General features: G+C 60.5%; 23 protein-coding genes. 7 read left to right on the top strand and 16 right to left on the bottom strand.

The genetic code is table 11. The features are described 5' to 3' along the window. Positions 1-13: 13 nt before the first annotated feature. The 5 genes from Q1B40_RS03945 to Q1B40_RS03925 form a co-directional block, all read right to left on the bottom strand. A complete protein-coding gene (locus Q1B40_RS03945; RefSeq protein WP_299810309.1) occupies positions 14-1096 on the bottom strand; it encodes an NAD(P)/FAD-dependent oxidoreductase in 1083 nt (360 codons plus the stop codon). Further along, entirely contained in the window at positions 1096-3006 is a 1911-nt protein-coding gene (locus tag Q1B40_RS03940) for a LodA/GoxA family CTQ-dependent oxidase (protein ID WP_299810306.1), read from the bottom strand. The genes Q1B40_RS03945 and Q1B40_RS03940 overlap by 1 nt, the downstream gene beginning before the upstream one ends. A 57-nt stretch (positions 3007-3063) precedes the next feature. Beyond that, complete coding sequence (locus Q1B40_RS03935) at positions 3064-3657, bottom strand: hypothetical protein (protein ID WP_299810303.1); 594 nt, start codon at positions 3655-3657, stop codon at positions 3064-3066. Between the two features lie 17 nt (positions 3658-3674). After that, positions 3675-4892, bottom strand: coding sequence for a hypothetical protein (locus Q1B40_RS03930; RefSeq protein ID WP_299810301.1), 1218 nt, complete (start codon positions 4890-4892; stop codon positions 3675-3677). 658 nt (positions 4893-5550) lie between these two features. Then, on the bottom strand, positions 5551-6456 hold the full coding sequence (locus Q1B40_RS03925; protein WP_299810298.1) for a DMT family transporter: 906 nt from the start codon (positions 6454-6456) through the stop codon (positions 5551-5553). Positions 6457-6934: 478 nt separating this feature from the next. Here Q1B40_RS03925 and dapD point away from each other — a divergent pair, with 478 nt between their 5' ends. Next, positions 6935-7789, top strand: a complete 855-nt coding sequence (gene dapD, locus Q1B40_RS03920) for a 2,3,4,5-tetrahydropyridine-2,6-dicarboxylate N-succinyltransferase (protein ID WP_299812521.1) — start codon at positions 6935-6937, stop codon at positions 7787-7789. A gap of 850 nt (positions 7790-8639) precedes the next feature. Here dapD and Q1B40_RS03915 read toward each other — a convergent pair. The 3 genes from Q1B40_RS03915 to Q1B40_RS03905 form a co-directional block, all read right to left on the bottom strand. Further along, positions 8640-9230 carry a hypothetical protein gene (locus Q1B40_RS03915; RefSeq protein WP_299810295.1) on the bottom strand — a complete coding sequence of 197 codons (591 nt, stop codon included), beginning with the start codon at positions 9228-9230 and terminating at the stop codon, positions 8640-8642. Between the two features lie 149 nt (positions 9231-9379). Further along, positions 9380-10537, bottom strand: a complete 1158-nt coding sequence (gene dapE / locus Q1B40_RS03910) for a succinyl-diaminopimelate desuccinylase (RefSeq protein WP_299810292.1) — start codon at positions 10535-10537, stop codon at positions 9380-9382. Positions 10538-10669: 132 nt separating this feature from the next. Further along, positions 10670-11095 carry a DUF805 domain-containing protein gene (locus tag Q1B40_RS03905; protein WP_299810289.1) on the bottom strand — a complete coding sequence of 142 codons (426 nt, stop codon included), beginning with the start codon at positions 11093-11095 and terminating at the stop codon, positions 10670-10672. 242 nt (positions 11096-11337) lie between these two features. On the opposite strand from Q1B40_RS03905, the gene Q1B40_RS03900 reads away from it, so the two are divergent. From Q1B40_RS03900 to Q1B40_RS03890, 3 genes are all read left to right on the top strand, one after another. Beyond that, positions 11338-13581 (top strand): mechanosensitive ion channel domain-containing protein, encoded by a 2244-nt coding sequence (locus Q1B40_RS03900; protein WP_299810286.1) that lies wholly within the window; start codon positions 11338-11340, stop codon positions 13579-13581. A 178-nt stretch (positions 13582-13759) separates the two neighbouring features. Next, positions 13760-14527, top strand: coding sequence for a DUF2189 domain-containing protein (locus tag Q1B40_RS03895; protein WP_299812519.1), 768 nt, complete (start codon positions 13760-13762; stop codon positions 14525-14527). Positions 14528-14792: 265 nt separating this feature from the next. Then, the gene (locus Q1B40_RS03890) at positions 14793-15350 is read left to right on the top strand and encodes a TetR/AcrR family transcriptional regulator (RefSeq protein WP_299810283.1); all 558 of its coding nucleotides are present in this window, start codon (positions 14793-14795) and stop codon (positions 15348-15350) included. A 153-nt stretch (positions 15351-15503) separates the two neighbouring features. Here the strand turns inward: Q1B40_RS03890 and Q1B40_RS03885 are convergent, their stop codons facing one another. The 6 genes from Q1B40_RS03885 to def form a co-directional block, all read right to left on the bottom strand. Then, complete coding sequence (locus Q1B40_RS03885; protein ID WP_299810280.1) at positions 15504-16667, bottom strand: porin; 1164 nt, start codon at positions 16665-16667, stop codon at positions 15504-15506. A gap of 748 nt (positions 16668-17415) precedes the next feature. Further along, complete coding sequence (truA, locus tag Q1B40_RS03880) at positions 17416-18237, bottom strand: tRNA pseudouridine(38-40) synthase TruA (RefSeq protein ID WP_299810277.1); 822 nt, start codon at positions 18235-18237, stop codon at positions 17416-17418. Next, positions 18237-18776: a GNAT family N-acetyltransferase gene (locus Q1B40_RS03875; protein WP_299810274.1), complete on the bottom strand. Its 540-nt coding sequence runs from the start codon at positions 18774-18776 to the stop codon at positions 18237-18239. Before Q1B40_RS03875 ends, truA begins: the two co-directional genes overlap by 1 nt. 20 nt (positions 18777-18796) lie before the next feature. After that, positions 18797-19735 carry a methionyl-tRNA formyltransferase gene (gene fmt / locus Q1B40_RS03870; protein WP_299810271.1) on the bottom strand — a complete coding sequence of 313 codons (939 nt, stop codon included), beginning with the start codon at positions 19733-19735 and terminating at the stop codon, positions 18797-18799. Between the two features lie 159 nt (positions 19736-19894). After that, positions 19895-20527: a MarC family protein gene (locus tag Q1B40_RS03865; protein ID WP_299810268.1), complete on the bottom strand. Its 633-nt coding sequence runs from the start codon at positions 20525-20527 to the stop codon at positions 19895-19897. Positions 20528-20599: 72 nt separating this feature from the next. After that, on the bottom strand, positions 20600-21118 hold the full coding sequence (gene def / locus Q1B40_RS03860; protein WP_299810265.1) for a peptide deformylase: 519 nt from the start codon (positions 21116-21118) through the stop codon (positions 20600-20602). 125 nt (positions 21119-21243) lie between these two features. On the opposite strand from def, the gene Q1B40_RS03855 reads away from it, so the two are divergent. Together Q1B40_RS03855 and Q1B40_RS03850 are read left to right on the top strand one after the other, a co-directional pair. Further along, a complete protein-coding gene (locus Q1B40_RS03855) occupies positions 21244-22431 on the top strand; it encodes a DNA recombination protein RmuC (protein WP_299810262.1) in 1188 nt (395 codons plus the stop codon). Between the two features lie 144 nt (positions 22432-22575). After that, on the top strand, positions 22576-22875 hold the full coding sequence (locus tag Q1B40_RS03850; RefSeq protein ID WP_299810259.1) for a hypothetical protein: 300 nt from the start codon (positions 22576-22578) through the stop codon (positions 22873-22875). Positions 22876-23027: 152 nt separating this feature from the next. Here Q1B40_RS03850 and Q1B40_RS03845 read toward each other — a convergent pair whose 3' ends face one another. Continuing rightward, entirely contained in the window at positions 23028-23894 is an 867-nt protein-coding gene (locus Q1B40_RS03845; protein ID WP_299810256.1) for a LysR family transcriptional regulator, read from the bottom strand. 166 nt (positions 23895-24060) lie between these two features. On the opposite strand from Q1B40_RS03845, the gene Q1B40_RS03840 reads away from it, so the two are divergent. Beyond that, positions 24061-24780, top strand: a complete 720-nt coding sequence (locus Q1B40_RS03840) for a hypothetical protein (protein ID WP_299810253.1) — start codon at positions 24061-24063, stop codon at positions 24778-24780. A gap of 80 nt (positions 24781-24860) precedes the next feature. Here the strand turns inward: Q1B40_RS03840 and Q1B40_RS03835 are convergent, their stop codons facing one another. Then, a complete protein-coding gene (locus Q1B40_RS03835; protein WP_299810250.1) occupies positions 24861-25208 on the bottom strand; it encodes a hypothetical protein in 348 nt (115 codons plus the stop codon). Positions 25209-25237 lie beyond the last annotated feature (29 nt).

Below are 25237 nucleotides of genomic sequence, written 5' to 3'. Positions count from 1 at the left end.
GAAAACTCCTTTTTCAATTGAAGTTCGCTTGGAAAACTAACCCTTGCTCGGAAAAGGGGGAGGGCGTGGGTCGCTCGGATTGCGCAGAAAACGCCTGCGCTCTGCGCCGATGCCAGAAACCGGATTGCCCCCTTGCTGTCGCATAGTGATGCGGCGTGGCACGATGTGTGCGTACTGCAGTTCGCGCCACGAGGTCTGCATAGACGATGAACGCATGGTGCTCACCCGCAAGCGCGTCCGCCGCCGCATTCCCGGCAAAGAACCCTCCAGAAAGCGCATTGAAGAGGCCCTGTGACGCAACGGGATCAAAGGCCGCCGCGGCATCCCCAGCGGCAAGCCAGCCGGGACCGGCGCAGGGTGAAAGACGGCTGTTCCGTGCGTCCCATGTTTTAGCTCGAGGCGGGAAACCTCCAGGTATCGGCAGCAGGGCTGGTTTTTCCGGCAGCGTGTCGGCTTCGCTGACAAACCCCGCCGTGCCACCCTGCTGCATCGGCAAGGCGTACCACCAACCGTTGGCTGTAGCTTCGATGACAAGCTGTGGCCAAGGGGTTGCGGGCAGGAAGAAGGTCCGCGCCACAAGAGTCGCGCCGAGACAAAGCTGTGCGCCTAGCCGCCGCGCCAGATGCGCGGGCCGTCCCGTCGCGTCGACCGCAAAGCGCGCGCGCACTACCTGCCCGTCGCCAGTCGCAACGAGCCAGTTTCCCGGTGCGCCGGCAATGCCGCGCAAGCGGTGCGGGTGAAAATGCCCGCCCTTTTCTTTGACACGCCTCTCCATAAGCGTGATCAGCGCGTACCGGTCAATGCTGATCGCGGTGCGCTGCTGCGCGGACGCATGGCCAAGAACCTCCGGTTGGGCCGTCGGCCATAGGCCAAGCGCGGGGTGTAGCGCGACTGCCTGCTCGAGGACGTCGGCAATGCCCAACCGGGCGATAATCGGCTCTGCGGCCGGCGGCAGCATCTCGGCGCGCGGCGTTGGGTGCACGGCCGGCGGCCTCAGGATGAAGACGCTCAACCTGCGCTCCAGCAAGGCAATCGCGGCGGCCAGACCAGCTGGTCCACCTCCAGCGATAACCGCATCGAAACACGGATGCGTCATCAGACCTCTCCGCGGTCGAAGCGTTTGAAGGTGGGCTTGGGCGAGGCCTCCTCGGCACGCACGAGCCCGGCCGTCGGCGCGGCGGGTTCGTCCTGGTAAAGCGCCGTCAAGTCGCGTGCCAGCTTCAGTGTGAAATCGCCCTGAGAGAAACGCGGCCAGCGGCCGGTTTCCACGAAACAGGGGTCAGGCAGACCGCTTCTTGGCGGTGGCGACTTGGCCTCGACCATGCCCAGCCGCCACCACATCGACACCATGTTGTCGATGCGTTCGAGGTAGCCGCGCCCCTGGATGTCGCGCAGCCAAAGGCGGCGATTTGAAAAGTGACGCTGCCGCTGCAGTTCAGGCTGATCCGGCAAGGTCGCAATCTCGAAGGCTTCGGCGGACATGACCTGGTTCGGAACCCGTGCACCCCAGAAACTGGGCGCGGAAAGATACAGGCTTGGCGTGTAGATGGCGGCCGAATTGCAGGACGCCTCATCAGTCTGCCACGGCACGCCAAGCCAACGTGTCAGAGACCCGGGCCCCGAAGCGCCATGCGGTCCGTTGGGGGCTAGCGCCTCCTGCCGGGTCAGGACCGGGCCGTAGTCTTGCCTGACAGGTTCTCCTTCGGGCAGCGTGCGCAGGCGATAGGGTGCCTCCCACATGGTGGCCAGCCGGAAGGGCCACGTTATCTCGATGCCCGGGTGAAACGGACCGCCAAGGCACTCGTGCAGACCCGCTCGGTCCAGTTCCTCGACCTGCTGTTCCGGTGTCAGGGCGTCGAAGACCGGCAGTTGCGGAAAACCCGTCCAATCCGAGGCGAAATTGCCCATCGCCCATCGATTGAGATGGTCGTACTGCGTTTGGGTCACCGGCAGATATTCGAGCGCCGCATCGACGCCATCGCCAAAGGTATCACCGTAAAAGGGCGGCAATCCTGCCGCCTGATCCCGCGGCGGCGGCGGCCGGAAAAGCGCCAGCACGGCCGCGCGAAAGGCTGCAGCCTGTGAAGATGTGTCGATCAGCCGGTCGATAACTCCGGGATCCCGCGCATCCAGCGGCGTGCCCTGCCCGGCCAGCAGCAATATGCCGTCGTTGACCCACTGATGCGCGCTCATCCGGTCGAAGATGGGCCAGACGTCTTCGGTAAAGGAGGTGCTTGCCGGTTTGTCCAGCCACCCCAGACGGACGTAGAGATCGAGCACCACATCATCCATTGTGACAACACCAAACAGTCCCGGCCCGTAATTCGGCGGCGCCACCACCACATGCGCCGGCGTCGCTTCAAAACTCTGGCCGTCGATTTCGAAACTGGCGCGCACCGGCCCGTCACAAGTGTCGTCGTGCCAGCCGTCATTGTTGGCAAAGGTCGTGGGCCGTGCGCCGGGCAGTCGCGGCTCGGACACACCGGCGCCGCCAAGGAACAGCAGTCGCCCGGCCTCGTCTGTCCGCAGCTCGCCAAGGTAAACCGTCCTGCCAAAAAAGGCTCCGTCGTCGAAGTGATACTGGGACCCTTGCTCGTTCGGACCCGAGATCTGGCGCGCGGCAGGCCGAATACTAAGATCTTCGCGCGCTTCCCCGGTCAGGGCTGCGTTGCGTTGTTGCGGCTCTTCCACATAGGACGGATCCAGGTCCATCGCGAAAAGAAACTGGTACCAGCCGGCCTTGAGATTGGCGACCTCGACGCGCCATGTCAGCGTGCCGTCAGCCGCCGTGACTTCACGAACTTCGCCGGATTTGAGCGTTGCGTAGACCCGAAATCGCGGCACCTGCCGCTTGATCATGCCGCCGCTGTTGCGAAAACCGTCCGGGTCTTCCGGCACGCCACCGCGCACTTCCGCAGCGGGAAACCAGGCATCAGGCGCGTTGCCGATCCGGGCGATTCCAATGGACGGATGTATCGAAAGCGACTGAATATCCTCGGCGCGCATGTATCCTCCTCAATACCGGGGCAGTTCAAAAGGCCGCCGGGCGCGGCGACGCCCGGGTCATTCGCTGAAATCGATTTCGGTCCTGTCGACCTCCTCGGTATCGAAGCCGGTGGACTTCAGTACCCTGACCTCGATCGCATCGGCATGCGGAAACTGGTTGAGATCCACTTGTCCGGCGTCCGGGCGGTCAAGCCCGATGTCCAGCGTCTGCCAGAGCGAACCTCCCTTTTCGCGCGCCTGCAGCGTGTAGGTCGCGTTCGGGTCGGCCGAACCGGTCTGCGTCAAAGGCACAGAATGTCCCCTGCGCAGCCCAAGGCCAAACGACTCGGCCGCGGCACCCGGGGGCGATGTGGAAAAGACCGCAAGTTCCTGACCGTCATGCATCAAGCGCAGCACCTTGGTGCCTTCGGGCAGTTCAAAGAAGGTCTGAAAGGTGCCTTCATCCACCACGTCGTCACAACTGCCGAAATCCGGTGTCACCGGGATCTCCGCCAGCCTCCGGCCGTCTTCGGTTTCGACCGATACTTTCAGGGCACTTTCCGGACGTTGCTGCGGCACGTAGCTTTCCTTGGCAGGTTGCACCGCTACAAACTGACCCGAATTGTCCGCCCGGTTGAAGATCCCGACGGCCTGGATACATGTCTTGCTCATCGCATTTCCTCCCGCCGCTACACGTTCGCCGGTGCAAACTGGGCGTCTTCCAGATGCAGTCGATCAAAGATCTCATCGTAAGTGTGACGCGACACCCACTGGTTTTCGCAATAGGTCATGAAATCGCTGTTGTCCGGATGCGGCAGAGCCCGCATTGGAAGTCCGAGGTCGGGATCGCCGGTGTCGAATCCGACGCAGCCCTCGGCAGCATCCGAAATGCGTCCGTTCTCATAGGGAAAGCTCGAGAGCGGATCGCGGTCCTGGTTGCAGTGACCAGGATGGCGGCACCCGAGCGTGTGGCCCAATTCATGCGCACCATACCAGTCGGCATAAGAACCATCGTCATCCCAGGAAAACCCACTACGGCCCGCGGGCCCCATGGCCACCGTCGCCGGGTCCGGTGACGCCGCCACCTGTGTCGCGCGTCCCCGGAAAAAGCCGCTGTCGTCGGCAATCAGCCCGTAATAGTGGGTGCGCGGATCCCGTCCGGCGTTGACATCCGCCTGCCGGATTAACTGCAGCCGCAAAAGCACTCGCGCGGCCAAGGTCTGCCACAACGGGTCGTTGGGCGTTCCGTCGCTGAAAGGCGGTTCGACGTTGCTGCCGATGGGCACGACGATCTGGGACCATTCCAGTTCGGGCACCGGATATGTGCGCGTCAGGTAGGACCGCAGGAGATCGAAATGCAGTGCGTCGGGGGCAAAACTTACAGGCGGATTCAGCCGGTTGTCGGTGTAACGCAGCCCCACAACCCGAATGCGCAAGGGCGGCGCGGCTTCGAAATTCACCTCAATCGCGTTGTCGGGATTGCTGATCGGAACGTCGTCGCCCATGGCAACCGGGATGATCCGCTTGACCCGGACATGCAGCGCCCCGACCTGCTGCAGGGGAAGCTCGATATTGAGGCTTTGATCCTCATCGCGGCGCTGAGCCTCCAGATCGGGATGATCCGAGGATCGCAACGAGACGATGTTGCGCGAGACGATGTATTTTTCCGGGCCGCCGCGCGTCGAGGAGATCGCAATCTCGGCCCTGACGCGCACGTTTCGCGACAGGCCATTGGGCTTGACGTAGATCCGGACAACCGTACGTTTCTGCGCGATCAAACGAACGTCATGTGCGAGGTTCTGGATGGCCTGAACCACCTCTACCCCCGCGACTTGCACGGTGCCGCCGGAAGCTTCAGAGAATATGCTTCGCCGACTGGCCGTGGCATCGAGACCAAAAACGCCCATAGCCCCCCCAAGCCAAAAAATTAGAAAAATCAAAAAATCAACTGAACCGCTGGTATTCGCTTATTGCACGCATCACCTCATAAAATACCTTAACACAATCTTAAGTAGATTTGAACAATGAATTTTCGTCTTGAGGGCGTGCTCGCATCGGTTGATCGGCCCCGCACGGTTTTGCCCGCTCTTTTTTCAGCGGCGGGAGACGTACAATTCTATAGAGAAAAGGGGCGAGATGGCGAAGAGGAGATCGATTTGGTAATCGATTTTCCTTTTCAGAACGGTCGAGTCTTCGGAAGCAATTTCAAGATGTTAGCTTGGGTAGGAGCACTGGGCGGAACGAACACTCTTTGGGCACGTTCTTGATCGATGTGGAGCTCCCTTATAAATATACCTGATTAGGCTTGCGGATCCGAACTCTCGGAAATCCGACAAAGCTCGCCCTCTATCATCAATGTGGTGTGAAATCCTCACGACCGCTTCCTGCACGTTGCTGACATTGGTGAACGGCGCAACAAATGTCAGTTTCCCGCCCAACCAGTGAATTCACTGCGTCTGCGATGAATTTCGGCTTTCAGGATGGAAACGAAAACGAACTAACGACCGAGATCAGGGTGCAAAGCAGTCGTTGCGGATGACGTCCATCCGAACGCTGCGATGCCCCTCACCCTAACAGAACAATCCCGATCACCGCCAGCACGATCAGGACGCAGCCAAGGATTTCCGACTTCGCGATCACTTCCTTGAAGAACAGCCAGGAGGCCAGGAAAGTGAAGACGAGTTCGATCTGGGCAAGGGCGCGGACGTAGGCGACGTTTTGCAGGGTCATGGCGGTGAACCAGCCGGCCGATCCGGCGACGCCCGCGATGCCGACCCAGACCGCGCTGCGCCAGGCGGCGAGGCTGGCGCGCAGCTGGTCCGGCTCGCGCACGGCCATCCAGGCGGCCATGGCGACGGTCTGGAACGATGTCGCATAGATCAGCGCGAAGGCGGCCTGCATGGCGACGGTGGTGCCGTCGAGGGACAGGGACGCGGTGCGGTAGGCCACCGCCGAGGCGCCGAAGAGGGCGGCGGACGCCAACCCGATCAGGGCGGGCCGGCCGATCAGCGACGACCTGACGGCGCTGAGCGTCATCGGCACGCGGGCGAGCGTGATGACGATGACACCGGTAATGCCGATCAGGATGCAGACCGCTGCCGTCAGCGAAACCTGTTCACCAAGCACCACGAAACCGAAGAGGGCTGCCTGGATCGGCTCCGTCTTGGAATAGGCCGTGCCGACCGCGAAATTGCGGAAGGAGAACAGATGGATCAGAAGGAAGGTCGCCAGGATCTGCGCCAGACCGCCGAGCGCCCCGGCGACCAGCATCGTGGCGGTCGGGTCCGGCAGGGGATGATCCAGACCGAAATGCAGAAAGGCGACATAAAGCGCGGCGAAGGGAACCCCGTAGCCGAAGCGGATGAAGGTCGCACCTGTTGTGCCCAACCTGCCCTTCAGATGTTTCTGCAGGGCCGTGCGCAGGTTCTGGCAGAACGCGGCGGCGATCGTGATGGGGATCCAGAGTTCCAAGGGGAGCGGCTTTCCGAAATGCGTTGAACTGTCGTCATCATAGCCCGTCCCGTGCGGCTGAATATGCCGCGAAAAGGAAACCCACCGGTTAGATTTGCTCAACCTTCCCGGTTTCCGGGGACGTCTTCCGTGCGGTGCGAATGCTCACGTCCGGCGAGGTCCGCATCCGAGTAGGGGCTCCATGCTTTGCCGTCCCGGACCTGATCCGGGACCTGCTCCGGATCTGCCCAAGACCCCGGATCATGTCGAGGGCGGCAAAGCATGGGGAAAGGTCCCGGATCAAGTCCGGGACGGCGAAGAGAAGAGTGGGGTGCTGACCCGGATGAGTGAAGCGGCAGGGAGGAAAGGACGCCTTCCGGAACCGCGATGCCGGGGGCAAACCGCCGAACGGGACATCCTGGAGGCGCGAAGCGCTTGACAGTGCGCGGTGCGGCGGCTTAGGTCCGCGCTTAATTCGACACCGCCGGAGACCTTCTTTCTGATGACCCACGATCTCGCCGCCCTGTCCAAAATCATCGACGCCGCCTTTGAAGACCGCGATTCCATCGGCACCTCGACCACCGGGGAAATCCGTGACGCGGTGGACACCGCCATGTCCCTTCTGGACCACGGAAAGCTGCGCGTTGCGGAAAAGAAGGACGGCGACTGGGTCGTCAACCAATGGGCCAAGAAGGCCGTGCTGCTGTCATTCCGCCTCAACCCGATGGAGGTCATCAAGGGCGGCCCGGGCGATGCGACCTGGTGGGACAAGGTTCCCTCCAAGTTCGACGGCTGGCGCGGTGTCGATTTCGAGCAGGCCGGCTTCCGCGCCGTGCCGAACTGCACCGTGCGCCGCTCCGCCTTCATCGGCAAGGGCGTCGTGCTGATGCCGTCCTTCGTCAACCTGGGTGCCTATGTGGACGAGGGCACGATGGTCGACACCTGGGCGACGGTCGGCTCCTGCGCACAGATCGGCAAGAACGTGCATCTGTCCGGCGGCGTCGGCATCGGCGGTGTTCTGGAACCGCTGCAGGCCGGCCCGGTCATCATCGAGGACAACTGCTTCATCGGCGCCCGCTCGGAAGTCGTGGAAGGCTGCATCGTGCGCGAAGGCTCGGTGCTCGGCATGGGCGTCTTCATCGGCCAGTCGACGCGGATCGTCAACCGCATGACCGGCGAAGTCAGCTATGGCGAAGTGCCGCCCTATTCCGTGGTCGTCGCCGGCTCCATGCCGACCGCCACCAAAATGGGCAACGGCGAACCGGCCCCGAACCTCTATTGCGCGGTCATCGTGAAGACCGTCGACGAAAAGACCCGCTCCAAGACCGGCATCAACGAACTGCTGCGCGACTGAGCGGGATCGGATCTTCCGGGTACGGCTGCGCCGTATACCCCCATCCCTAACCCTTCCCCACAAGGGGGAAGGGGATCAGACCGGGTTTGCCGCTCTGCTGCGGGCGGCGACCTGCATCCTGGCCAACCCGCCACGCTAACTATCCACTACACGCGCTGCGAAACAGAGACCTCCCGCATATCGCGGGCGAGCGCCTTGCGCTGGAAGTCCCCCTCCCCCTTGTGGGGAGGGGTCAGGGGTGGGGGTCGGGACGGGACCGGCAGATTACGGCTTCGCCGTTTACCCCCTTCCCTAACCCTTCCCCACAAGGGGGAAGGGGATCAGACCGAGTTTGCCGCTCTGCTGCGGGCGGCGACCTGCATCCTGGCCAACCCGCCACGCCAGCATTTCGCATAACTCGCTGCGAAACAGAGACCTCCCGCATATCGCGGGCGAGCGCCTTGCGCTGGAAGTCCCCCTCCCCCTTGTGGGGAAGGGTCGGGGTGGGGGTCGGGACGGGTCCGCAGATTACGGCCTCGCCGTTCACCCCCTTCCCTAACCCTTCCCCACAAGGGGGAAGGGGACCAGGCCGGGTTTGCCGCTCTTCTGCGGGCGGCGACCTGCAGCCTGGCCAACCCGCCACGCCAGCATTTCACATAACTCGCTGCGAAACAGAGACCTCCCGCATATCGCGGGCGAGCACCTTGCGCTGGAAGTCCCCCTCCTCCTTGTGGGGAGGGGTCAGGGGTGGGGGTCGGGACGGACCGGCCGACTACGGCTTCGCCGTTTACCCCCTTCCCTACCCCTTCCCCACAAGGGGGAAGGGGACCAGGCCGGATTTGCTGCTCTGCTGCGGGCGCCGGACAGAAGTCTAACCGCCCCAGAGATTTCCGACGATCTGGGAGATCACCAGGGTCAGGACGATGTCGAGTACGACTATGCCGACGGCGAGACTGATGGTGGCCTGGAGGGCGATGCGGGCGACAAGGTAGCGGTACCAGAGGACGGCGAGAAGGCTGGAAAACGACAGCAGCACGGCAACGCCCGGCGGGATGATCCGCAGCAGGAAGAGCACATAGGTGATCAGATAGGGCACGGACGCCAGCAGGCTGGTCCAGTTGCGCACGACGATGAAGGGCACGTAGCGTTTTGAAATGCCGATCGGCACCGCCAGTACGGCCAGCAGAATGGGCAGCGTGACCCAGTCGACCGCCAGACCGATGAACTGCGCCGTCCAGTAGGCCCCGTCGGGAAAGGTCTCCGGCTGGAACATCTCTTCGGAAAAATAGAATTCCTTTTCGGCGAGACCGCTGAGCAGGAACGCCGGGATCAGCAGGAAAACCGCCGAGAAGGACCGCCAGAAGCCCTGAATGGACTGGTCGAAATAGGCCATCCCTTCCGGCCGGTTGCGCAACAGCAGCCAGGACCCGTCAAGCGCGGCCCGAATTTCGTTCAAACTCACCAAAGTCGACGCGCTCCCGTTGACAGGATCAAATTTCCGAATTCAATTTCCGGACCGGCCCGGCTTCCATGCAAAATCATATGAAAGCAGGTGGGTGAATACCAAGTGTGAAAGCGTTGCGGCCGAGGTCATCGCCGCGCGCAAGGCTCTCAAGAGAAATAGCTCGTCAGAAAACGTTTATAGATCGCTGCCAGCCGGTCAAGATCCTCGACGGCGGCGCATTCATCGACCTTGTGCATCGTCTGGCCCACGAGGCCGAATTCCACCACGGGGCAATAGTTCTTGATGAAGCGGGCGTCGGAGGTTCCCCCGCCGGTGGAGAGCTCCGGAACGCGGCCGGTTTCCGCCTCGACGGCCTTGCCGAGCGCGGCAATCAAGGTCTCGTCCTTCGTCAGGAAGGACTCGCTGGCATCACGCCTGAAGGCGATCTCCAGCTGCAGGCTGCCGAGATCGACGGCCTGCAGGGTCTCGCTGATTTTTGCCTTCAGCTTGTCCAGCGTCCAGGCGTCGTTGGAGCGGATGTTGAAACGGGCTTCGGCGCGGGCGGGAATGACGTTGAAGGCAGGATTGCCGACTTCGATGTTCACCACCTCCAGATTGGACGGCTGAAAGCGCTCGTTGCCCTGATCGAGTTCAAGGGCATCCAGCGCCGCGATCAGACGCACCAGTCCGGGGATAGGGTTATCCGCCAGATGCGGATAGGCGACATGGCCCTGGACACCGGTGACCGAGACCATGCCGGAGAGTGATCCGCGCCGACCGATCTTGATGGCGTCGCCGAGCTTGTCCGGGTTGGTCGGCTCGCCGACGATGCAGGCGTCGAATTCATGCCCCTGCTCCTTCGCCCATTGCAGCAGCTTCACCGTGCCGTTGACCGCCGGGCCTTCCTCGTCGCCGGTGATCAGGAAGGAGATCGTGCCACCGAAATCCGTTCCGGCCTCACCGATGTAGTCCAGTGCCGCGGCTGCAAAGGCGGCGATGCCGCCCTTCATGTCCACCGCGCCGCGGCCGAAAAGGAAGCCATCGGAAATCGTGCCGTCGAACGGGTCGTGACGCCAGTCGCCCGCCGTCCCGGCCGGAACCACGTCGGTGTGACCGGCAAAGACGAAATGCGGTTTTCCGGTGCCGATGGTGGCAAAAAGATTGTCCACGTCCGGCGTGTCGTCATCCGTGAAGGTGACACGCGAGACCGCGAACCCCGCCCCTGCCAGCAGCTCCTGCAGGTAGGACAGCGCACCGCCTTCGGCCGGTGTCACGGACGGGCAGCGGATCAGGTCGCGGGCGATGGTGACGGCGGAAGACGGCATCGCTGGAGAACTCCACATTTGTTTTTCGGTATCGGGATGTTTGCAGCCGGATGTGCGTCAGGTGCACTCACCGCTGAAATCAGACCCGCTGTGCGGCTTGCCGGGGTTTCATGGCATAGCCGGTCGCCCCGGTCAGCTCCTGCGCCAGTAGCTGTTCGGCAACGGACCGTGACGGTTCGCCTCCGCCTTGCCGGGAATGCAGCCCAGAACGAGCACGACCAGCAGGTTAACGCCGGGTACGAAGATCAGCAACGCGAGAAACCCGCTCTGGCCGATATCCTGCAGCCGCTTGATGACCAGCGCCAGTTCGAACCAGTTGAGCACCAGAAGCAGGAACGGCAGCAGCGGATTGGAGCTCACGAAGATGTTGACCGTCACCGTCTCGGGCGTCGGCAATTCGGTGAGCGACATCCACCACAGGCGGATGGCGATGCCGATGACGACCCACATGAAGGCAAAGCACATCCAGTAGGGCAGCCTGCCCATGCGGCCGATCGGGCTCAGCAGGGCCCAGAATATGCCCGGTGATATATTCGCGCTTCGTTGGGGCGTGCTCATTCAATCCCGCTCGCTGTAGATCGTTCTGGCTTGGACGTAGACGCATAAGCGACGTTGATCAAGCTCTGTCATGATTTCCCACCGGCGCATTTCGGGTGCCGGTGTGCGAAGCGAGCCGCCCATCGACGTGAGCAGCGTGCCTTTGACGCCACAACGACGCCGGCTGACTTAAGGAAAATTGCACAGTTGGCGTGTCACACCTGACAGCATATGATTCAACAGCGATGAAGGGGAACGCGCTGATGACCGGTGTTTGGAAGACGACAGTAACAGCCTGCATAGCCCTTCTGTGTCTCGTCCAGGTCATATTGCCGCCGGCTCCGGCCTCCGCCCAGAGCAGCACCTCCACTCTGCCCGCACCGCTTCAGCAGGAAGCGATGGAGAAACTTGTTTCGGATCTCGACCCGCAACAGGTGAAAGCGCTGACGGATCTCATGACCCTGCTGCAACAGGGCGCGGAAGCGAAAGGCCAGACGGCAACGCCCGCTGAAAACAGACCCGGCATCTTCGAGCAGGTTGAAACGGCTCTGGACAATCTGGGACTGGCGATCGCGGGATATTTCCTCAACCTGCCGGCGCTTTTGACCGGTCTTGTTACCGGCATCGGCGATCTTCTCGCCGGAAAGATCGCCGGACCCTTTCATATTCTCGCCGGCGCAATTGCCCTTCTTCTTGCCGCGGGCTTTATCGCGGAGTTCCTGGTGAACCGGCTGGCTGCCTCCAGACGGGCCAGTCTGCGCAGCCACTCTCCGACAAGTCTTTACGAGACCGTCAAGATGGTCTCGACCCGGGCCGGTCTCGATCTTGGCGGCCTGATCGTCTTCGCGGTCGTCGCCCTTGTGGTGGGCCGGATCTTCCTTGTCGATCCGCAGGTCAAAACCGTCGCCTTTCAGGCCGTGTTCTGGATTGTCTTCCTGCCCCGGCTGATCGCGGCTCTCTTGCGCTTCGCGCTTGCCCCGCACCGGCCAGAACTGCGTCTGGTCACGGCGGACGATCACACCGCCAAATCGCTCTACCGCAATTTCACAATGCTGTTCGCCTTTGTCGGCATTTCCTTCTTCCTGGGCATTGTCATTCGCGATGCGGGTGAGACCATCGGCGAAACGTTCCGGTTTTTTGTCAGTTTCGCGGTAAACGCCTGGATCGTCGCGGTTCTGTGGAAGGCCCGGCGCGGGTTGACCAACATCATTCTGGGAGACGAAAAGGAGCCGACCAGCGGGTTGGAACGCATGGCCAGTTTCTGGCCCTACTTCTCCATGGCGTTCATCGTTTTCAACTGGCTGCTGGTGCAATTTTCCGTAAGCATGGGCATCGAGACCCTGACAGCGACCCGCTCCTTCGCGGTCATCATCCTTGTCGTATTCGCGCCGTTCCTCGACACGATGGCGCGCGGTATCGTCTCGCACATCATCCCTCCGAAGCAGGGGGAAGGCCCGGTGGCGGAAGCCGCCCACCGTCAGTCCCGGCACAGCTATGTGCGGATCGCCCGCGTCGCTCTCGTCGCCTTCCTGATCCTGGCAATCGGACGCATCTACGGCCTGAACCTGCTGGCGATCGGTGGTGACGGTGAAACAACCGTCGCCAGGCACACCGTCATCCTGCTCCTGATCCTCGCAGCCGGGTATCTTGCCTGGGAGATCATCAATCTCTGGGTCGCCCATCAGCTCGCCAAGGATTCTCCGCCAGTGGCGAACGAGGACGACGACGCGGAAATGGGTGGTGCCGGCAAGTCCCGCCTTGCAACGATCCTGCCGCTGATCCGCGTGATCTCGCAGATCACCATTCTGACGCTCACGGTGCTGCTGGCGCTCAGCCAGCTCGGCGTCAACATCACCCCGCTTCTGGCCGGGGCCGGCGTCATCGGCCTGGCGGTCGGTTTCGGTGCGCAGACCCTGGTCCGCGATGTGGTCTCAGGCATTTTCTTCCTGATGGACGATGCCTTCCGCCTGGGTGAATTCATCGATGCAGACGGAACCATGGGCTCCATCGAGAAAATCTCGATCCGTTCGCTGCAACTGCGCGGCACAAGGGGCGCCGTTCACATCGTGCCCTATGGCGAGATCCCCAAACTCACCAACCTCTCCCGCGACTGGGTGATCATGAAGCTCAAGTTCACGGTGCCGTTCGATACGGATGTCGAAAAGGTCCGCAAGCTCTTCAAGAAGATCGGCCAGGAGATCATGGAGATGGATGAGTTCAAGGACGACATCCTGGCGCCCTTCAAGGGTCAGGGCGTTGCCGATGTCGACGATGTCGGCATCGTTGTGCGCGGCAAGTTCACCACCAAGCCCGGCAAGCAGTTCGGCATGCGCAAGGAAATCTACAAGCGCGTCCAGCAGGCATTCGAGGAAAACGGCATCCAGTTCGCGCGCAAGGAAGTGCGCGTGCATATGCCGGACAACACAAAGCTCGATAATGAGCAGAAGCAACAGATCGCAGCGGCCGCGGCGGAATCGGTTAGTGCGCCTAAACCGGCAGGAGGATAGCGCTCGTCTCAGGTTAGGCTCGTATAAGTCCTTCTCCGCATTGAACAGCCCTGATTTTCCCGGCTAAGATTGCCTGCCTGCGCGAGGCAGGCCGCTTTTGGGAGGAAGCTGGCGGATGGACGAGAACAATACGGCCCCGATGAGCACCGGAACTCCGGCCGGTGACGGCATCCGGCCCATGCCGCAGGTCAACACGATCAGCGTCAACGATGTCATCGACGCCCTGGCCGCCGGCCTGGCCGATTTTCGCCGCGCTCCGGTCTATGGTTTGTGCATCGGTGCGGTCTTCGCGCTCGGCGGCCTGTTCGTCGTCCTCAGTGCCGCCGCACTCAACATGAGCTACCTGTCCTACCCGGCTGCCGCCGGTTTCGTGCTGATCGGTCCGTTCGCAGCGGTTGGCCTCTACGAGGTCAGCCGCCGGTTGAACACGGGCGAAGCTCTGTCCTGGTCGAAAATCTTCGGAACCATGTGGGCGCAGAAAAGCCGGGAACTGTCCTGGATGGCCTTCGTGGTTCTCTTCATCCAGATCATGTGGATGTATCAGGTGCGTCTGCTGCTCGCCCTTTTCCTGGGCTTTCGCTCCTTCGCATCGTTCCAGGAATTCCTGAACGAGGTGATCAGTACGCCGGAGGGACTGATGTTCCTGGCCGTCGGCCATGTGGTCGGCGCGGTGCTGTCGCTGATCCTGTTCTCGCTGACGGTGATTTCCTTCCCGCTGCTGCTGGAAGAAGACCGCGATTTCATCACCGCGATGATTACCAGCGTCCGCGCCGTGGTGAAGTCCCCTGTGCCGATGATCGGATGGGCGTTCACGGTCACGGCGGTTCTGATCGTCTCGATGATTCCGGCCTTTATCGGGCTTGTCGTCACCCTGCCTATACTGGGCCATACGACCTGGCATCTTTACAGGAAATGTGTGGTGATACCTCAGGAACACCGGAGGTAGAGCGCACCAGGGTGTTGGGCTCACAAGTGGCGACGAAGAATACCGTGACTTTGCTTAGCCGGACACCCAGGATCCGCGCCGGGGCCGGAAGCAATAAGGTCCAGCATTTTGGCGGTATTTCTTTTGTCTGGACGCAATTGAGAGAAAACTCAATTTGATGAAACTGCCGAGCAGAGTTCGCAGACCGGCGCTTTCTTGAATATTACCACTCTCGAAGTTGTTACCTGAAATTGACAACGCCTGACGGTAACCCTATCAAATAAGTATGAATGAACGTAATATCAAGATTGTCGAAACAGCTTTGGAGCTTTTTGCTCACTATGGGGTGAAGAAAACCACCATGAGTGAGATTGCGACCGCTGCAGGCGTTGCGCGGCAATCGATCTACAATGCATATGACGGCAAGGAAGAACTGATTTACGGCGCACTCGAACATCGCGCCCAGCAGTCGGCTTGCGCCATCTCAAGGCAATGCGCTGCTCTTGACGATCTCGGCGATCGTCTGGATGTGGCCTTCAATTTTCTTACACTTGAGCCGTGCAAGATCATCATGACCATTCCTCACCGGAAAGAAATTCTTCAAGCTACCGAAGAAATGTCTCAAGATAAAAAAAACAATATCATTAAAATTTACAACAGCGTCATCGCCGATTTGCTCGAGCCGTACAAGAATCGCATGCGTCTTGAAAATGTGGAATTTGATGACCTTTGCGATTTCATCAGATTCTCATTCGAGCAGTGGAAGAAGTATGCGGTGGACATCGATCAGGTGCACCGGTCCTATCGAGCACTGCGGCAACTTGTCTTGAACAGCGTCGATTAACAGCTTCCATTCTCGCGCGACCGTCTCTCGCCCGCCCGGAAGGCTTCGGTCAGGTCTGTAATGGGGACGGCCCGGCAGATTGGAGTCTGCCGGGCCGTTGACCGACTGGAGGTCAAGGAGGTCAGTGACCGCAGCCAGTTAACTGGTCAGGGATCAGAACGTCCGCTGCATACGAACACCGAAGAGGAGTTCGTCGGTGTCGCCAGTGACGTCGTAGTCGGTGTTGGCGTAACCAACATCAGCACCCATTACGAAACCGGAGACCGGCTCCCACTGTACGGAACCGTCGATTGCATAACGGGTCACATCGTTCAGGCCAGCGGCTGCGTCAACGTCGAGGTAAGAACCGTCGAGTGCGAGACCGATGGTCGAAGTTGCCTGAATGAAGGCACCAGCGGAGAGGGAGTAACCTGTGGAGGTGTCGCCCGAACCGTTGCTGTCTGCAACACCACCGAAGGTGGAGATGTAGGCCATTGCGCCGTCGCCGTAGAAACCCTGGAAGAAGATGTTCGAACCCGGGGTAACCATCGGCAGGTTAACGACTACGCCACCGCCGACTGCAAAGCCCATTTCGTCTTCGCCGCCGTTGTTGCCGCCGTTAGCAGCTGCATCCGGGTAAACCTGGTGCAGAACACCGGACAGCTGTGCGGAACCCCAACCCTGGGAGATGCCGAGAGCAGCAACGACGTCCGGAGCACGTGTGCCGCCGTAGTTCACTACGCCGCCGCCTGCTGCGGAACCGGTAGCTTCACGGCTGGAACGGTCTTCAATAGCGATGGTTGCGGAGAAACCGTTGCCGAAAGCTGCAGTGTAAGCAACCTGGTTCACGGTCACGTCCGACCAGTCACGATCGACAACACCGATGAAGGCCTGACCGGTGAAGATGTCGAAGTTCGAAGTCAGACGACCAGCTGTCAGGCCGCCCCACTGGATGTAGGCGTTGTCCATTTCGAAGCCGGAAGCGTCGCCATTTGTGGAGTTGCCGTACATGGAGACATAGGTGCGCAGCGTGCCGAATTCGGTAGCCGTGCGAGCGTCAAGGTACAGGTAACCACGAGCCAGCCAGGAGTAACCGTCAGAATCGCGGTCAGACCAGTTGCCGTCTTCCAGAACGTTATTGGCTACGATCTGGGTACGAACACGGCCGCCAACGCGGAGGCAGGTTTCGGTGCCCGGGATGTAGTAGAAGCGTGCACCGTAAGCGTCACAGACGCGAACGTAATCGACCGGCTCCGGAGCAACCGGAAGATCGGCTGCCTGGGCGGTGGTAGCGGCAGCAGCTGCTGCAGCGCCGAGCATCAAGCTCTTGAGTTTCATCTTTATTCTCCAATTTTACGTTCATATAAGCAATAAAGAGAGAACAATACTCAACCCCACCACAAATCAGAGTAAACTGATTTGTAATTTTTAGATTTAGTTTTCTTCTACTTCCTTGCCTACTTACGTTCTTCCAATTTTCATCCTGACAATCAAGCCCTTTGCGTATCAACCAACTACATTCAACTTCCGAGTAGTATTTTTACAACACTTTGTTTTTATTGGCTTTTTACAACACCCAGCGCTCCGGGCAACGGCTTCAGCCCCAGAGTTAAACCAGATTGAGTACATCGTTGAATGTATTTTTTACTTTAGTTCATACGCTGCTTTCCGTGGCAGTGAACGCACCTTCGCACTCGAGGGACGTAAAATTGACCATGACGAACATTTAGACTCCAGGCGTATTTTTGTCAACGAGTCCATTTGTACAAGTGTCTAATTTTTTGACCCGCCGCTCCGCTTCACAAGGTGAGGCCGCTTTTGAGAGCCATCTGAAAACGCGTCAGGCCGCATGGGATTGCAGCCCCACAATTGGCGGAAATTCGTCGCTTTCGAGCGTTCCCGTAGCTGCTTGCAACGGGTGCCGGAGCACGTCCGACACGGCTGTTCCAACAATCAGGATTGGCGGCTGAAATGCCGTGATTCGAGAAGTGCCAGAACCAGCTCTGCGAGAGAGACCGCGCGTCCCGGGTCCCGGGTCCCGGAATTCCGGCGTGCTGACTGAGGGACGCTTCCAAGAGGGAACGGCTTACGCCTCCCCGTTCTCCTCGACAGCCGGCACGGTCTTGCGCGCCTGCTTGTCTTTCCACTCCGCCAGATCAACCTCCACCGGGCGGTAATCGACGCGGGTGAGATACAGCCCGTCAGACGGGGCGACCGGGCCGCAGGCGGTGCGGTCGCGGGCCTGTAGAGCCTTTGTGATGTCGCCCGGCCCCCATTTACCCTCGCCCACCAGGCGCAGGGATCCCACCATGGAGCGGACCTGGTTGTGCAGGAACGAGCGGGAGGAACATTCGGCGATGACGAATTCGCCCTCCCGTCGAACGGAAAAATGCTCCAGCGTCTTTTCCGGGCTTTTGGCCTGACAGCGGGTGTGGCGGAAGGTGGTAAAATCGTGATGGCCGACGAATTCCTGCGCCGCGGCGTGCATGGCTTCGGCATCGAGATCCGTTTTCACATGCCAGGCCAGACCGCGCTGATAGGTCAGCGACGCGAGACGATTGTGAATACGATACTGGTAGGACCGGCGAATCGCGGAAAAGCGGGCATCGAAACCCTCATGCATTTCCTCCGCATCGAGAATGACGACCGGATCGGGCAGGCAATAGAAATTCACCGCCCCCATGACCGTCCTGGCAGGCCAGGATTTCGACAGATCCGCATGGCAGACCTGCCCGGTCGCATGAACGCCGGTATCCGTGCGCCCGGCCCCGCCGATCGTCACGTCTTCCCCGGAAAAGGATTTCAGGGCGCGCTCGATCACCGCCTGAACGGACGGTCCGTTGCTCTGGCGCTGCCAGCCGCAGAACGGCCGGCCGTCATATTCCACCGTCAGCTTGTATCGCGGCATTACTCGAATTCTTCAAACGGCGTGGCGAATGCCACCTCTATGGGCAGATCGCGGCTGCCCGCCTCCGTCAATGCAAGCGCCATGAAGGCGTCGCCGGCATAGGGGCCCTGAACCTTGCGCGCCAGAACAGGGTCGAAGCCGAACCGCGGATAATAGCCCGGATAACCGAGCACCAGCACCAGATCCTCGCCCAGGCCCTTGAGTTTTTGCAACGACGCGGTGATCAGCGCCGAGCCGATGCCGGTGCGCTGCCGGTCCGGCCAGACCGCTACCGGTGCAAGGCACGCGACCTGCAGGCCCTGTGCGCGGCCGATGGCCGCCGGCGTCACACGGCTATAGGCAACGTGGCCCTGCACATCGCCCTGACCGTCCACAGCCACCTGCTCAAGCACCAGCGCGCCGCAATGGCGCAGCTTGTGGACAAGACGGGCCTCCATGTCGGACGGAAATGCCGCTTCCAGAAGGTCCTTCACAACAGCTTCGTCCTCGGACGTGACATCCCTGAATGTCAGATTGGGCGTGCCGGCAGCATTGGTCATCGATCTCTCCTGCATCGATCCTATTCCAGAACCGTGCCGTCAGGAAGGGAAGTCCCGCGCAGGAAATCCATGCCGCTCATCGGTTTCTTGCCGGCCCGCTGGACCTGATCGAGACGCACTGCACCTGTGGCGCAGGCAATGACCGGGCCATGGGCCGTGTCCAGTACTGTTCCGTGAGCCCCCTGGCCCTGGGCCAGGGTGCTGCGCAGGATTTTCACACGCTCCGGCTTTCCGCCAAGCGTCATCTCGCACCAGGCGCCGGGAAACGGGGAAAGGCCGCGGATGTGGTTATGCACTTCCTGCGCAGGTCTGTTCCAGTCAATGTGGGTTTCCTGCTTGGAAAGCTTTGCGGCGTAAGTCGCGCCCTCTTCGGCCTGCGGCTGCTCGCCGAGAGCGCCGCGAGACAAGGCCGCCAGGGCGCGGACCATCAGGTCGCCGCCGAGTGCGGAAAGCCGGTCGTGAAGTTCACCAGCGGTCATGTCCTCGCCGATGGCGACGGTTTCCGACATGCAGACAGGCCCGGTATCCAGACCTTCCTCCATGCGCATGACCTGAACCGCCGTTTCGCGGTCGCCCGCCATGATCGCCCTGTTGATCGGCGCCGCGCCGCGCCAGCGGGGGAGAATGGAGGCATGAAGATTGAGACAGCCTTCGCGCGGGGCGTCCAGAATGACCCTGGGCAGCAGAAGGCCGTAGGCGACCACCACCGCCACATCCGCGTCCAGTGCCGCGAACTCCGCCTGTTCCGCCCCGCCCTTGAGGCTCTTCGGCGTGAATACCGGAATGCCGAAGGATTCGGCGGCCTCGTGAACCGGTGACTTGCGGAGATCCATGCCCCGTCCCGCCGGACGCGGCGGCTGGCAGTAACAGGCGACGACCTCGTGCCCGTGCCCGACGATTTCCATCAGGGTCGGCACCGAGAAATCCGGGGTGCCCATAAAAACAACGCGAAGGGACATGACGCTCCTGAGCGGTTTGTGGAATTTGCCCCCTTATTGCGCCTCGGGCCGTGGCTTGCAAGGGTACTGGGCGGGGTGATCCGGAGATTGCGACCTATCGCAGAGTCAGCGCTCAGCGCGTTCTCGCGATGAGCTTCGGCGTCAATTCAGATCTGTCGTTCAAGCCAGTCCCGGCAACAGCACCTTCAGGCTGCTGACCATCATTTCCATGGCAATGGCTGCCAGGATCATGCCCATCAGGCGGCTCATCACGCTGGTCGATGTCTGGCCGAGAAACCGCGACAGGAAGGGAGCGGCAAAAAAGGTGGCGACCAGAACGGCAATCGCGGCGGCGACCCCGGCGATATAAGCGATCTCCTGCGGCGTGTCGGTCACCCGCCCCCGGTAGATGATCATGGTGGATATGGTTCCGGGACCAAGGAGGATTGGAACCGTCAGCGGGTAGATCGCAGGATTGTCCTGTTCGTCGACATTCTGGCGCTCTTCTTCACTTCCGTGATGAGCCTTGCTCTTTTCCCCGGAGATGAGGTTGAGGGCGATCAGGAGGATCAGAAACCCGCCGGCGAGGCGGAAGGCATCCAGGCTGATGCCGAAGACCTTCAGGACCGCATCCCCCGTCACCCCGATAAAGATCGCGCCGAGGGACAAGCTGATCAGCAGGGTGAAAGCGACCTTGCGTTCATACCCCGCCCCGCGGTCCGCAGTCATAGACAGGAACACCGGCAGATTGGCGATCGGGTTCATGATCGCAAAGAGCGCAGCGAAGATTTTCAGGAACAAGGCCTGATCCATGAATGCCCCCCTTCAGCAATTCAACAACTTCAAGTCACGGACCCAGGGTCTGCGGACCCAAGGCTACGAACCCTAGAGCTTGCCGGCCAGCTTGGCCTGTTTGGTAAATTTCTTGACCACCCTGTCGCGCTTCAGCTTCGACAGGTAGTCAATGAACAGTTTCCCGTTGAGATGGTCAAGCTCATGCTGGATACAGGTCGCCAGAAGCCCTTCGGCCTTGATTTCCTGTTCCGCACCTTCCCGGTTCAGAAACTGAACCGTGACCTCGGCCGGACGCTCCACATCCTCGAAATATTCCGGGATCGACAGACAGCCTTCCTGGTACACAGAGGTGTCGTCGCTCGACCAGACGATCTGCGGATTGATGAAGACCATCGGCGCCTTCGGCTCTTCGTCCTTGGAGACATCCAGAACGAACAGGCGCTTCAGGACACCGATCTGGCTGGCAGCCAGGCCGATGCCGGGCGCTTCGTACATGGAATCCAGCATGTCGTCCGCCAGCGCGCGTATCCCGTCGTCGATTGTTTCGACAGGTGCACAGACCTCGCGCAGGACCGGATCGGGAATGGTGATGATCGGGCGTGTTGTCATTTGCCTCACATAGGCAATCATTTCGCACGGGTCAACGCGGAAAACGCAGGTGTGCCCTACGTTTTCAACGGTCATCAACGGACCGCCGGATGCGCGCACGGCCCGAATCGTTCTATGTTTGTTTCATGAATGAGATCCTGTTTGAGTTGAGCGGCCGTCCCGTGACGGTCCTGGAAACCGCAATCGCGGGCGGATTGCTGCTGCTTGCCCTGATTTTCTGGCTGGGCCTGAAGACAATTCGCGAGATCCGGCTGCGTGCAGAAGCCGATACGGCAGCGACGGAACGCATTCACGAGCTGGAGAGCCATCTGTCGCAGCTACTGAAATCGCAGGGTGAGATGACAGGTCGCATGCAGACCATGGCCGAAGTCTTCGGCTCGCGGCATTCCGACATGATGCGCTCCGTCAACGAGCGCCTGGATGGCATGGGCCACAAGCTCGGCCTGTCCATGGCCGATACGAGCAAGCGCACGCAGGATGGATTGCGGCACCTGCATGAGCGGCTCGCCGTCATCGACCGGGCGCAGCGTACGATTACCGACCTGTCCGGTCAGGTCGGGCAGTTGCAGGCGATCCTTTCGAACAAGCAGACACGGGGTGCCTTCGGGCAGGGACGGATGGAAGCGATCGTCCAGGACCAGATGGCGCCGAGCACCTATTCCTTTCAGGCGGTGCTGTCCAACAACAGCCGTCCGGACTGCCTCATCCACATGCCCAACGGGGCTCCTTCGCTCGCCATCGACGCCAAGTTTCCCCTTGAGGCCTTCAACCTGCTGCGCAAGGCGGAAAGCGACGACCAGCTGAAATACGCCCAGGCCCAGTTCCGCAAGGATTTCACCAAGCACATTCAGGATATCAGCGAAAAATACCTGCTCCCCGGCGAAACCCAGGATACGGCCTTCCTCTTCGTGCCGTCGGAAAGCGTCTTCGCCGAACTCAATGAAAGTTTCGAGGATCTGGTGCAGAAGTCCCATCGCGCGCGGGTGGTGATCGTCTCCCCGTCGCTGCTGATGCTCTCCATTCAGGTGATCCAGTCCGTTCTGCGCGATGCTAAGATGCGCGAGCAGGCGCACCTGATCCAGGCCGAGGTCGGTCATCTTATCGTCGACGTCAGCCGCCTGAACGACAGGGTCGGCAAGCTGCAATCGCATTTTACCCAGGCGAACAAGGATATCGACCAGATCCTGATTTCCACCGACAAGATCAGCAAACGCAGCCGCAGGATCGAGGATCTGGAACTGGGCGATATCCAGGGGGATAAAGACGACGCCTCCCCTGCGGAGCCATCGCTCGCCATTTCGCCGGAAGCGTAGTATTTTTGAATTCTCACCCATGCACCCGGCGCAGCCCAAAGCTCATCAATGACTTTCCGGGACTTTCCAGGACTTTCCGGGACTTGTCGTCGGCAATCGGCCTTGCCCTTGCACCGGGTTCCCGCACTGACACAGGAGTGTTTCATGTCCAGTCAGACCCCAATGGATTTTTCTCTGCCTGAACCGCCTGCCGATTTCTCACCTCCCCGGCAAGCACTGTGGTGGCTGAAAAAGGGCGGTTTGGAACTCGGTCCCGAATGGGAAAAAGCGCACGAGATCTGCCAGAGCCGTGAAGGCGACATGGAACACGACTGGATCCACGCTCTGTGCCACCTGATCGAGAACGATCCGGGCAACGCCGCCTACTGGTTCCGGCGCGCGGGAAAACCGGCCGAGACCCGGGACGCCGACGCACTGTGGCAGGACATCGCCGCATCGGTCTGATTTTCGGGGAGTATGGCCACGGAACATGGCCGTTTCAGGCGTTGCCCGTCGCCATCAGGCACCGAGCCCGGATAGTCTGGTCCGAGAAGCAGCGATCTGTCCAGGTCGCGGCATCGCGCAGAATGACTGAAAAGAGCCCAATTCGCAGATAGCTAACTTCGGGAAAGTTCCTGAACCAGTTGATTGGCTTCAGGTCTTGACGCCTGGTGCCGGAACCGCAGGGCGACGACCTCGCGCGCGATTTCGATCCCTTCGACTGGTCGCGACTCAAGTGCGGGATCGGCCGGGATCGCAGTTGCCGGAAGGATCACGGCACCAGACCCCTGGCGTGCGAGCTCCAGCAACCAGTCGACCCGGTTCGAGCGATAAGCGGCGTAAAGGACGTGCCCGAGGTCCGAGCAGGTGGCATGGAGCGTGTCACGCATCTCGCAGTTCGGGCGGTCCAGCATGTTCGTGTTGGCGAGCGTTTCCAGCGTCACGGCCTGCAGTTGGCACAACGGATGATCCTTCGCGATGACGACACGATACTCCTCTCGATAGAGTGGATCTATTCGATATAGCTCGGGGCTGACCTGCCGGGCGGTCACGACGATGTCGTAGTCTCCCTCGCGCAGCCCTGTGAGCAAATCGTCCGTCGCAGCGACAATCAGCTCGATTTCAGCTTGCGGAAGGCGCGTTCGGAACCGCTCCACCGCTGCGGAAATCCTGTTGTGTCCGATGGTCTCACCGACACCAATACTGATCGGGACACGCTCCAACCGCGCATGCCGTACGGCTTCGGCCTTTGCCTCCCGTGTTTCCTGCTGAACCCTTTCCAGCCTTGGGCGCAGAAGTTTTCCGAGAGGCGTCAGCCGACACCCCGCGCGATCCCTGATGAACAGGGGCCCGCCCATTTCATCTTCCAGTTTCTTGATGGCAGCGGTCAGAGAGGGCTGCGAAACATTCGACGCACTTGCCGCATGGGTGAAATTCCGGTGTTCGCAGACGGCAAGAAAGTAGCGAACCTGATTCATTTCCATTGGCGTTTCCCGCTGACCTGGCGTTTCGGAACCTTCAGCTTGTCGGATCCGCCTCCATAGTCAATGCCTATCGTAAAATAGAAATCCGGGATTGGAGTCGGGGCGGCCCGCCGTGGGACAAGAGCGCATCGGAACTGAAACGATGAAACACGAAGGAGAAGCGACCATGAAAACCCGGATCCTGCAGATACTCGCCGCACTGTCCTTGTTCGCCGGCACCGCAAACGCTGAGGAAAACGCCATGAAAGATCACACCGCAAGCTATATCACCATGCCGGCTGCCGAAGGCCAGACAGACGCCTTCGCCGCGTTCCTGGCCGGCGCCGCCCCCCTGGTGAAAGAGACCGAACCTGGAACCACGCTCTGGTTCGCCCTTCAGGCCGATGACACGCTGGCCATTTTCGACATCTTCGTCGACGATGACGCGAGAAACGCGCATTTTTCCGGTGCTGTCGCAGGCGCGCTGAACGAGAACGCAGGCACCCTGGTCAAGGGAGGCTGGGATGCGGGCGTTGTCGCCAATATCAACAATTCAGACGTGCTGTCGGTAAAGGCACCTGCAGATCTCTACAGCGCAACGACAGCCACTTATGTCAAGCTCAAAGCCGCGCCGGGGCAGAGTGAGCAACTGGCAGCATTGCTGAGAGCAGCCGGGCCCATCGTCGCCGAAACAGAGCCGAAGACGCTGTTCTGGGCTGCGCTGCAGATCGACGAAAACAACTTCGCGATCTTCGATATCTTCGCCGACGACTCCGGTCGCGAAGCCCACTTTGCGGGTAAAGTGGCGGGCCTGCTGAATGAACAAGCTTCGGTTCTTGTTGCCGGCGGTTGGGACGACGGTGTTGTCGCGAATGTCAGCAATTTCGACATTCTCGCGATCAAGTAAATCCGGCACCTAGAGCATCGGGCGTTTAAGAAACGCCCGATGCTCTAGGGTACGGACTCATAAAATTGTACTTCCAGGCATCAACCCGGCAAAGAAGAGTTAGGAAAAGCCTGAAGAGCCATGCTGGTGCATGGGGCAAAGGCTTTGACGCGGCGCTTCGCAGCCGGATTGATGTCCTTCGGATCGTTCAGAAAGCGATTGTCTCCGGCGTTGCAAAATCTTGAAAACCAGAAAGGTTTCCTGCGATCTTGCGCCTTGGAACCAATCGTTTTCTGAACGACCTGAAAGCATAATTTTATGAGTCCGTACCCTAACACGAAGGAATCGATCAGCTTTTGGGCGATAAGCCGTTTTCGGCTTAACGCCCGCTGATCTAAAGAACGTGTCCGGCGTTTCCGCGCCGGGCACGCTTCTGTTTTGCAGGACATCTTGCCTTTCAGTCGCGTGGTGCGATCCC

Origin of the sequence: uncultured Roseibium sp., from assembly GCF_947496995.1 — a bacterium.
Lineage (GTDB): Bacteria > Pseudomonadota > Alphaproteobacteria > Rhizobiales > Stappiaceae > Roseibium.
This window is presented reverse-complemented; position numbering and strand designations above follow the sequence as displayed.

Excerpts from the sequence above, each read along its gene's own strand:
- fmt (WP_299810271.1), bottom strand. The coding sequence starts at position 19,735 with ATGTCCCTTCGCGTTGTTTTTATGGGCACCCCGGATTTCTCGGTGCCG.
- Q1B40_RS03885 (WP_299810280.1), bottom strand. The coding sequence starts at position 16,667 with ATGAAACTCAAGAGCTTGATGCTCGGCGCTGCAGCAGCTGCTGCCGCT.
- Q1B40_RS03940 (WP_299810306.1), bottom strand. The coding sequence starts at position 3,006 with ATGCGCGCCGAGGATATTCAGTCGCTTTCGATACATCCGTCCATTGGA.
- Q1B40_RS03850 (WP_299810259.1), top strand. The coding sequence starts at position 22,576 with ATGTCCAGTCAGACCCCAATGGATTTTTCTCTGCCTGAACCGCCTGCC.
- Q1B40_RS03945 (WP_299810309.1), bottom strand. The coding sequence starts at position 1,096 with ATGACGCATCCGTGTTTCGATGCGGTTATCGCTGGAGGTGGACCAGCT.
- truA (WP_299810277.1), bottom strand. The coding sequence starts at position 18,237 with ATGCCGCGATACAAGCTGACGGTGGAATATGACGGCCGGCCGTTCTGC.
- Q1B40_RS03865 (WP_299810268.1), bottom strand. The coding sequence starts at position 20,527 with ATGGATCAGGCCTTGTTCCTGAAAATCTTCGCTGCGCTCTTTGCGATC.
- Q1B40_RS03930 (WP_299810301.1), bottom strand. The coding sequence starts at position 4,892 with ATGGGCGTTTTTGGTCTCGATGCCACGGCCAGTCGGCGAAGCATATTC.
- Q1B40_RS03835 (WP_299810250.1), bottom strand. The coding sequence starts at position 25,208 with ATGTCCTGCAAAACAGAAGCGTGCCCGGCGCGGAAACGCCGGACACGT.
- Q1B40_RS03905 (WP_299810289.1), bottom strand. The coding sequence starts at position 11,095 with ATGAGCACGCCCCAACGAAGCGCGAATATATCACCGGGCATATTCTGG.
- Q1B40_RS03855 (WP_299810262.1), top strand. The coding sequence starts at position 21,244 with ATGAATGAGATCCTGTTTGAGTTGAGCGGCCGTCCCGTGACGGTCCTG.
- Q1B40_RS03890 (WP_299810283.1), top strand. The coding sequence starts at position 14,793 with ATGAATGAACGTAATATCAAGATTGTCGAAACAGCTTTGGAGCTTTTT.
- Q1B40_RS03845 (WP_299810256.1), bottom strand. The coding sequence starts at position 23,894 with ATGGAAATGAATCAGGTTCGCTACTTTCTTGCCGTCTGCGAACACCGG.
- Q1B40_RS03840 (WP_299810253.1), top strand. The coding sequence starts at position 24,061 with ATGAAAACCCGGATCCTGCAGATACTCGCCGCACTGTCCTTGTTCGCC.
- Q1B40_RS03895 (WP_299812519.1), top strand. The coding sequence starts at position 13,760 with ATGCCGCAGGTCAACACGATCAGCGTCAACGATGTCATCGACGCCCTG.
- def (WP_299810265.1), bottom strand. The coding sequence starts at position 21,118 with ATGACAACACGCCCGATCATCACCATTCCCGATCCGGTCCTGCGCGAG.
- Q1B40_RS03935 (WP_299810303.1), bottom strand. The coding sequence starts at position 3,657 with ATGAGCAAGACATGTATCCAGGCCGTCGGGATCTTCAACCGGGCGGAC.
- dapE (WP_299810292.1), bottom strand. The coding sequence starts at position 10,537 with ATGCCGTCTTCCGCCGTCACCATCGCCCGCGACCTGATCCGCTGCCCG.
- Q1B40_RS03900 (WP_299810286.1), top strand. The coding sequence starts at position 11,338 with ATGACCGGTGTTTGGAAGACGACAGTAACAGCCTGCATAGCCCTTCTG.
- Q1B40_RS03875 (WP_299810274.1), bottom strand. The coding sequence starts at position 18,776 with ATGACCAATGCTGCCGGCACGCCCAATCTGACATTCAGGGATGTCACG.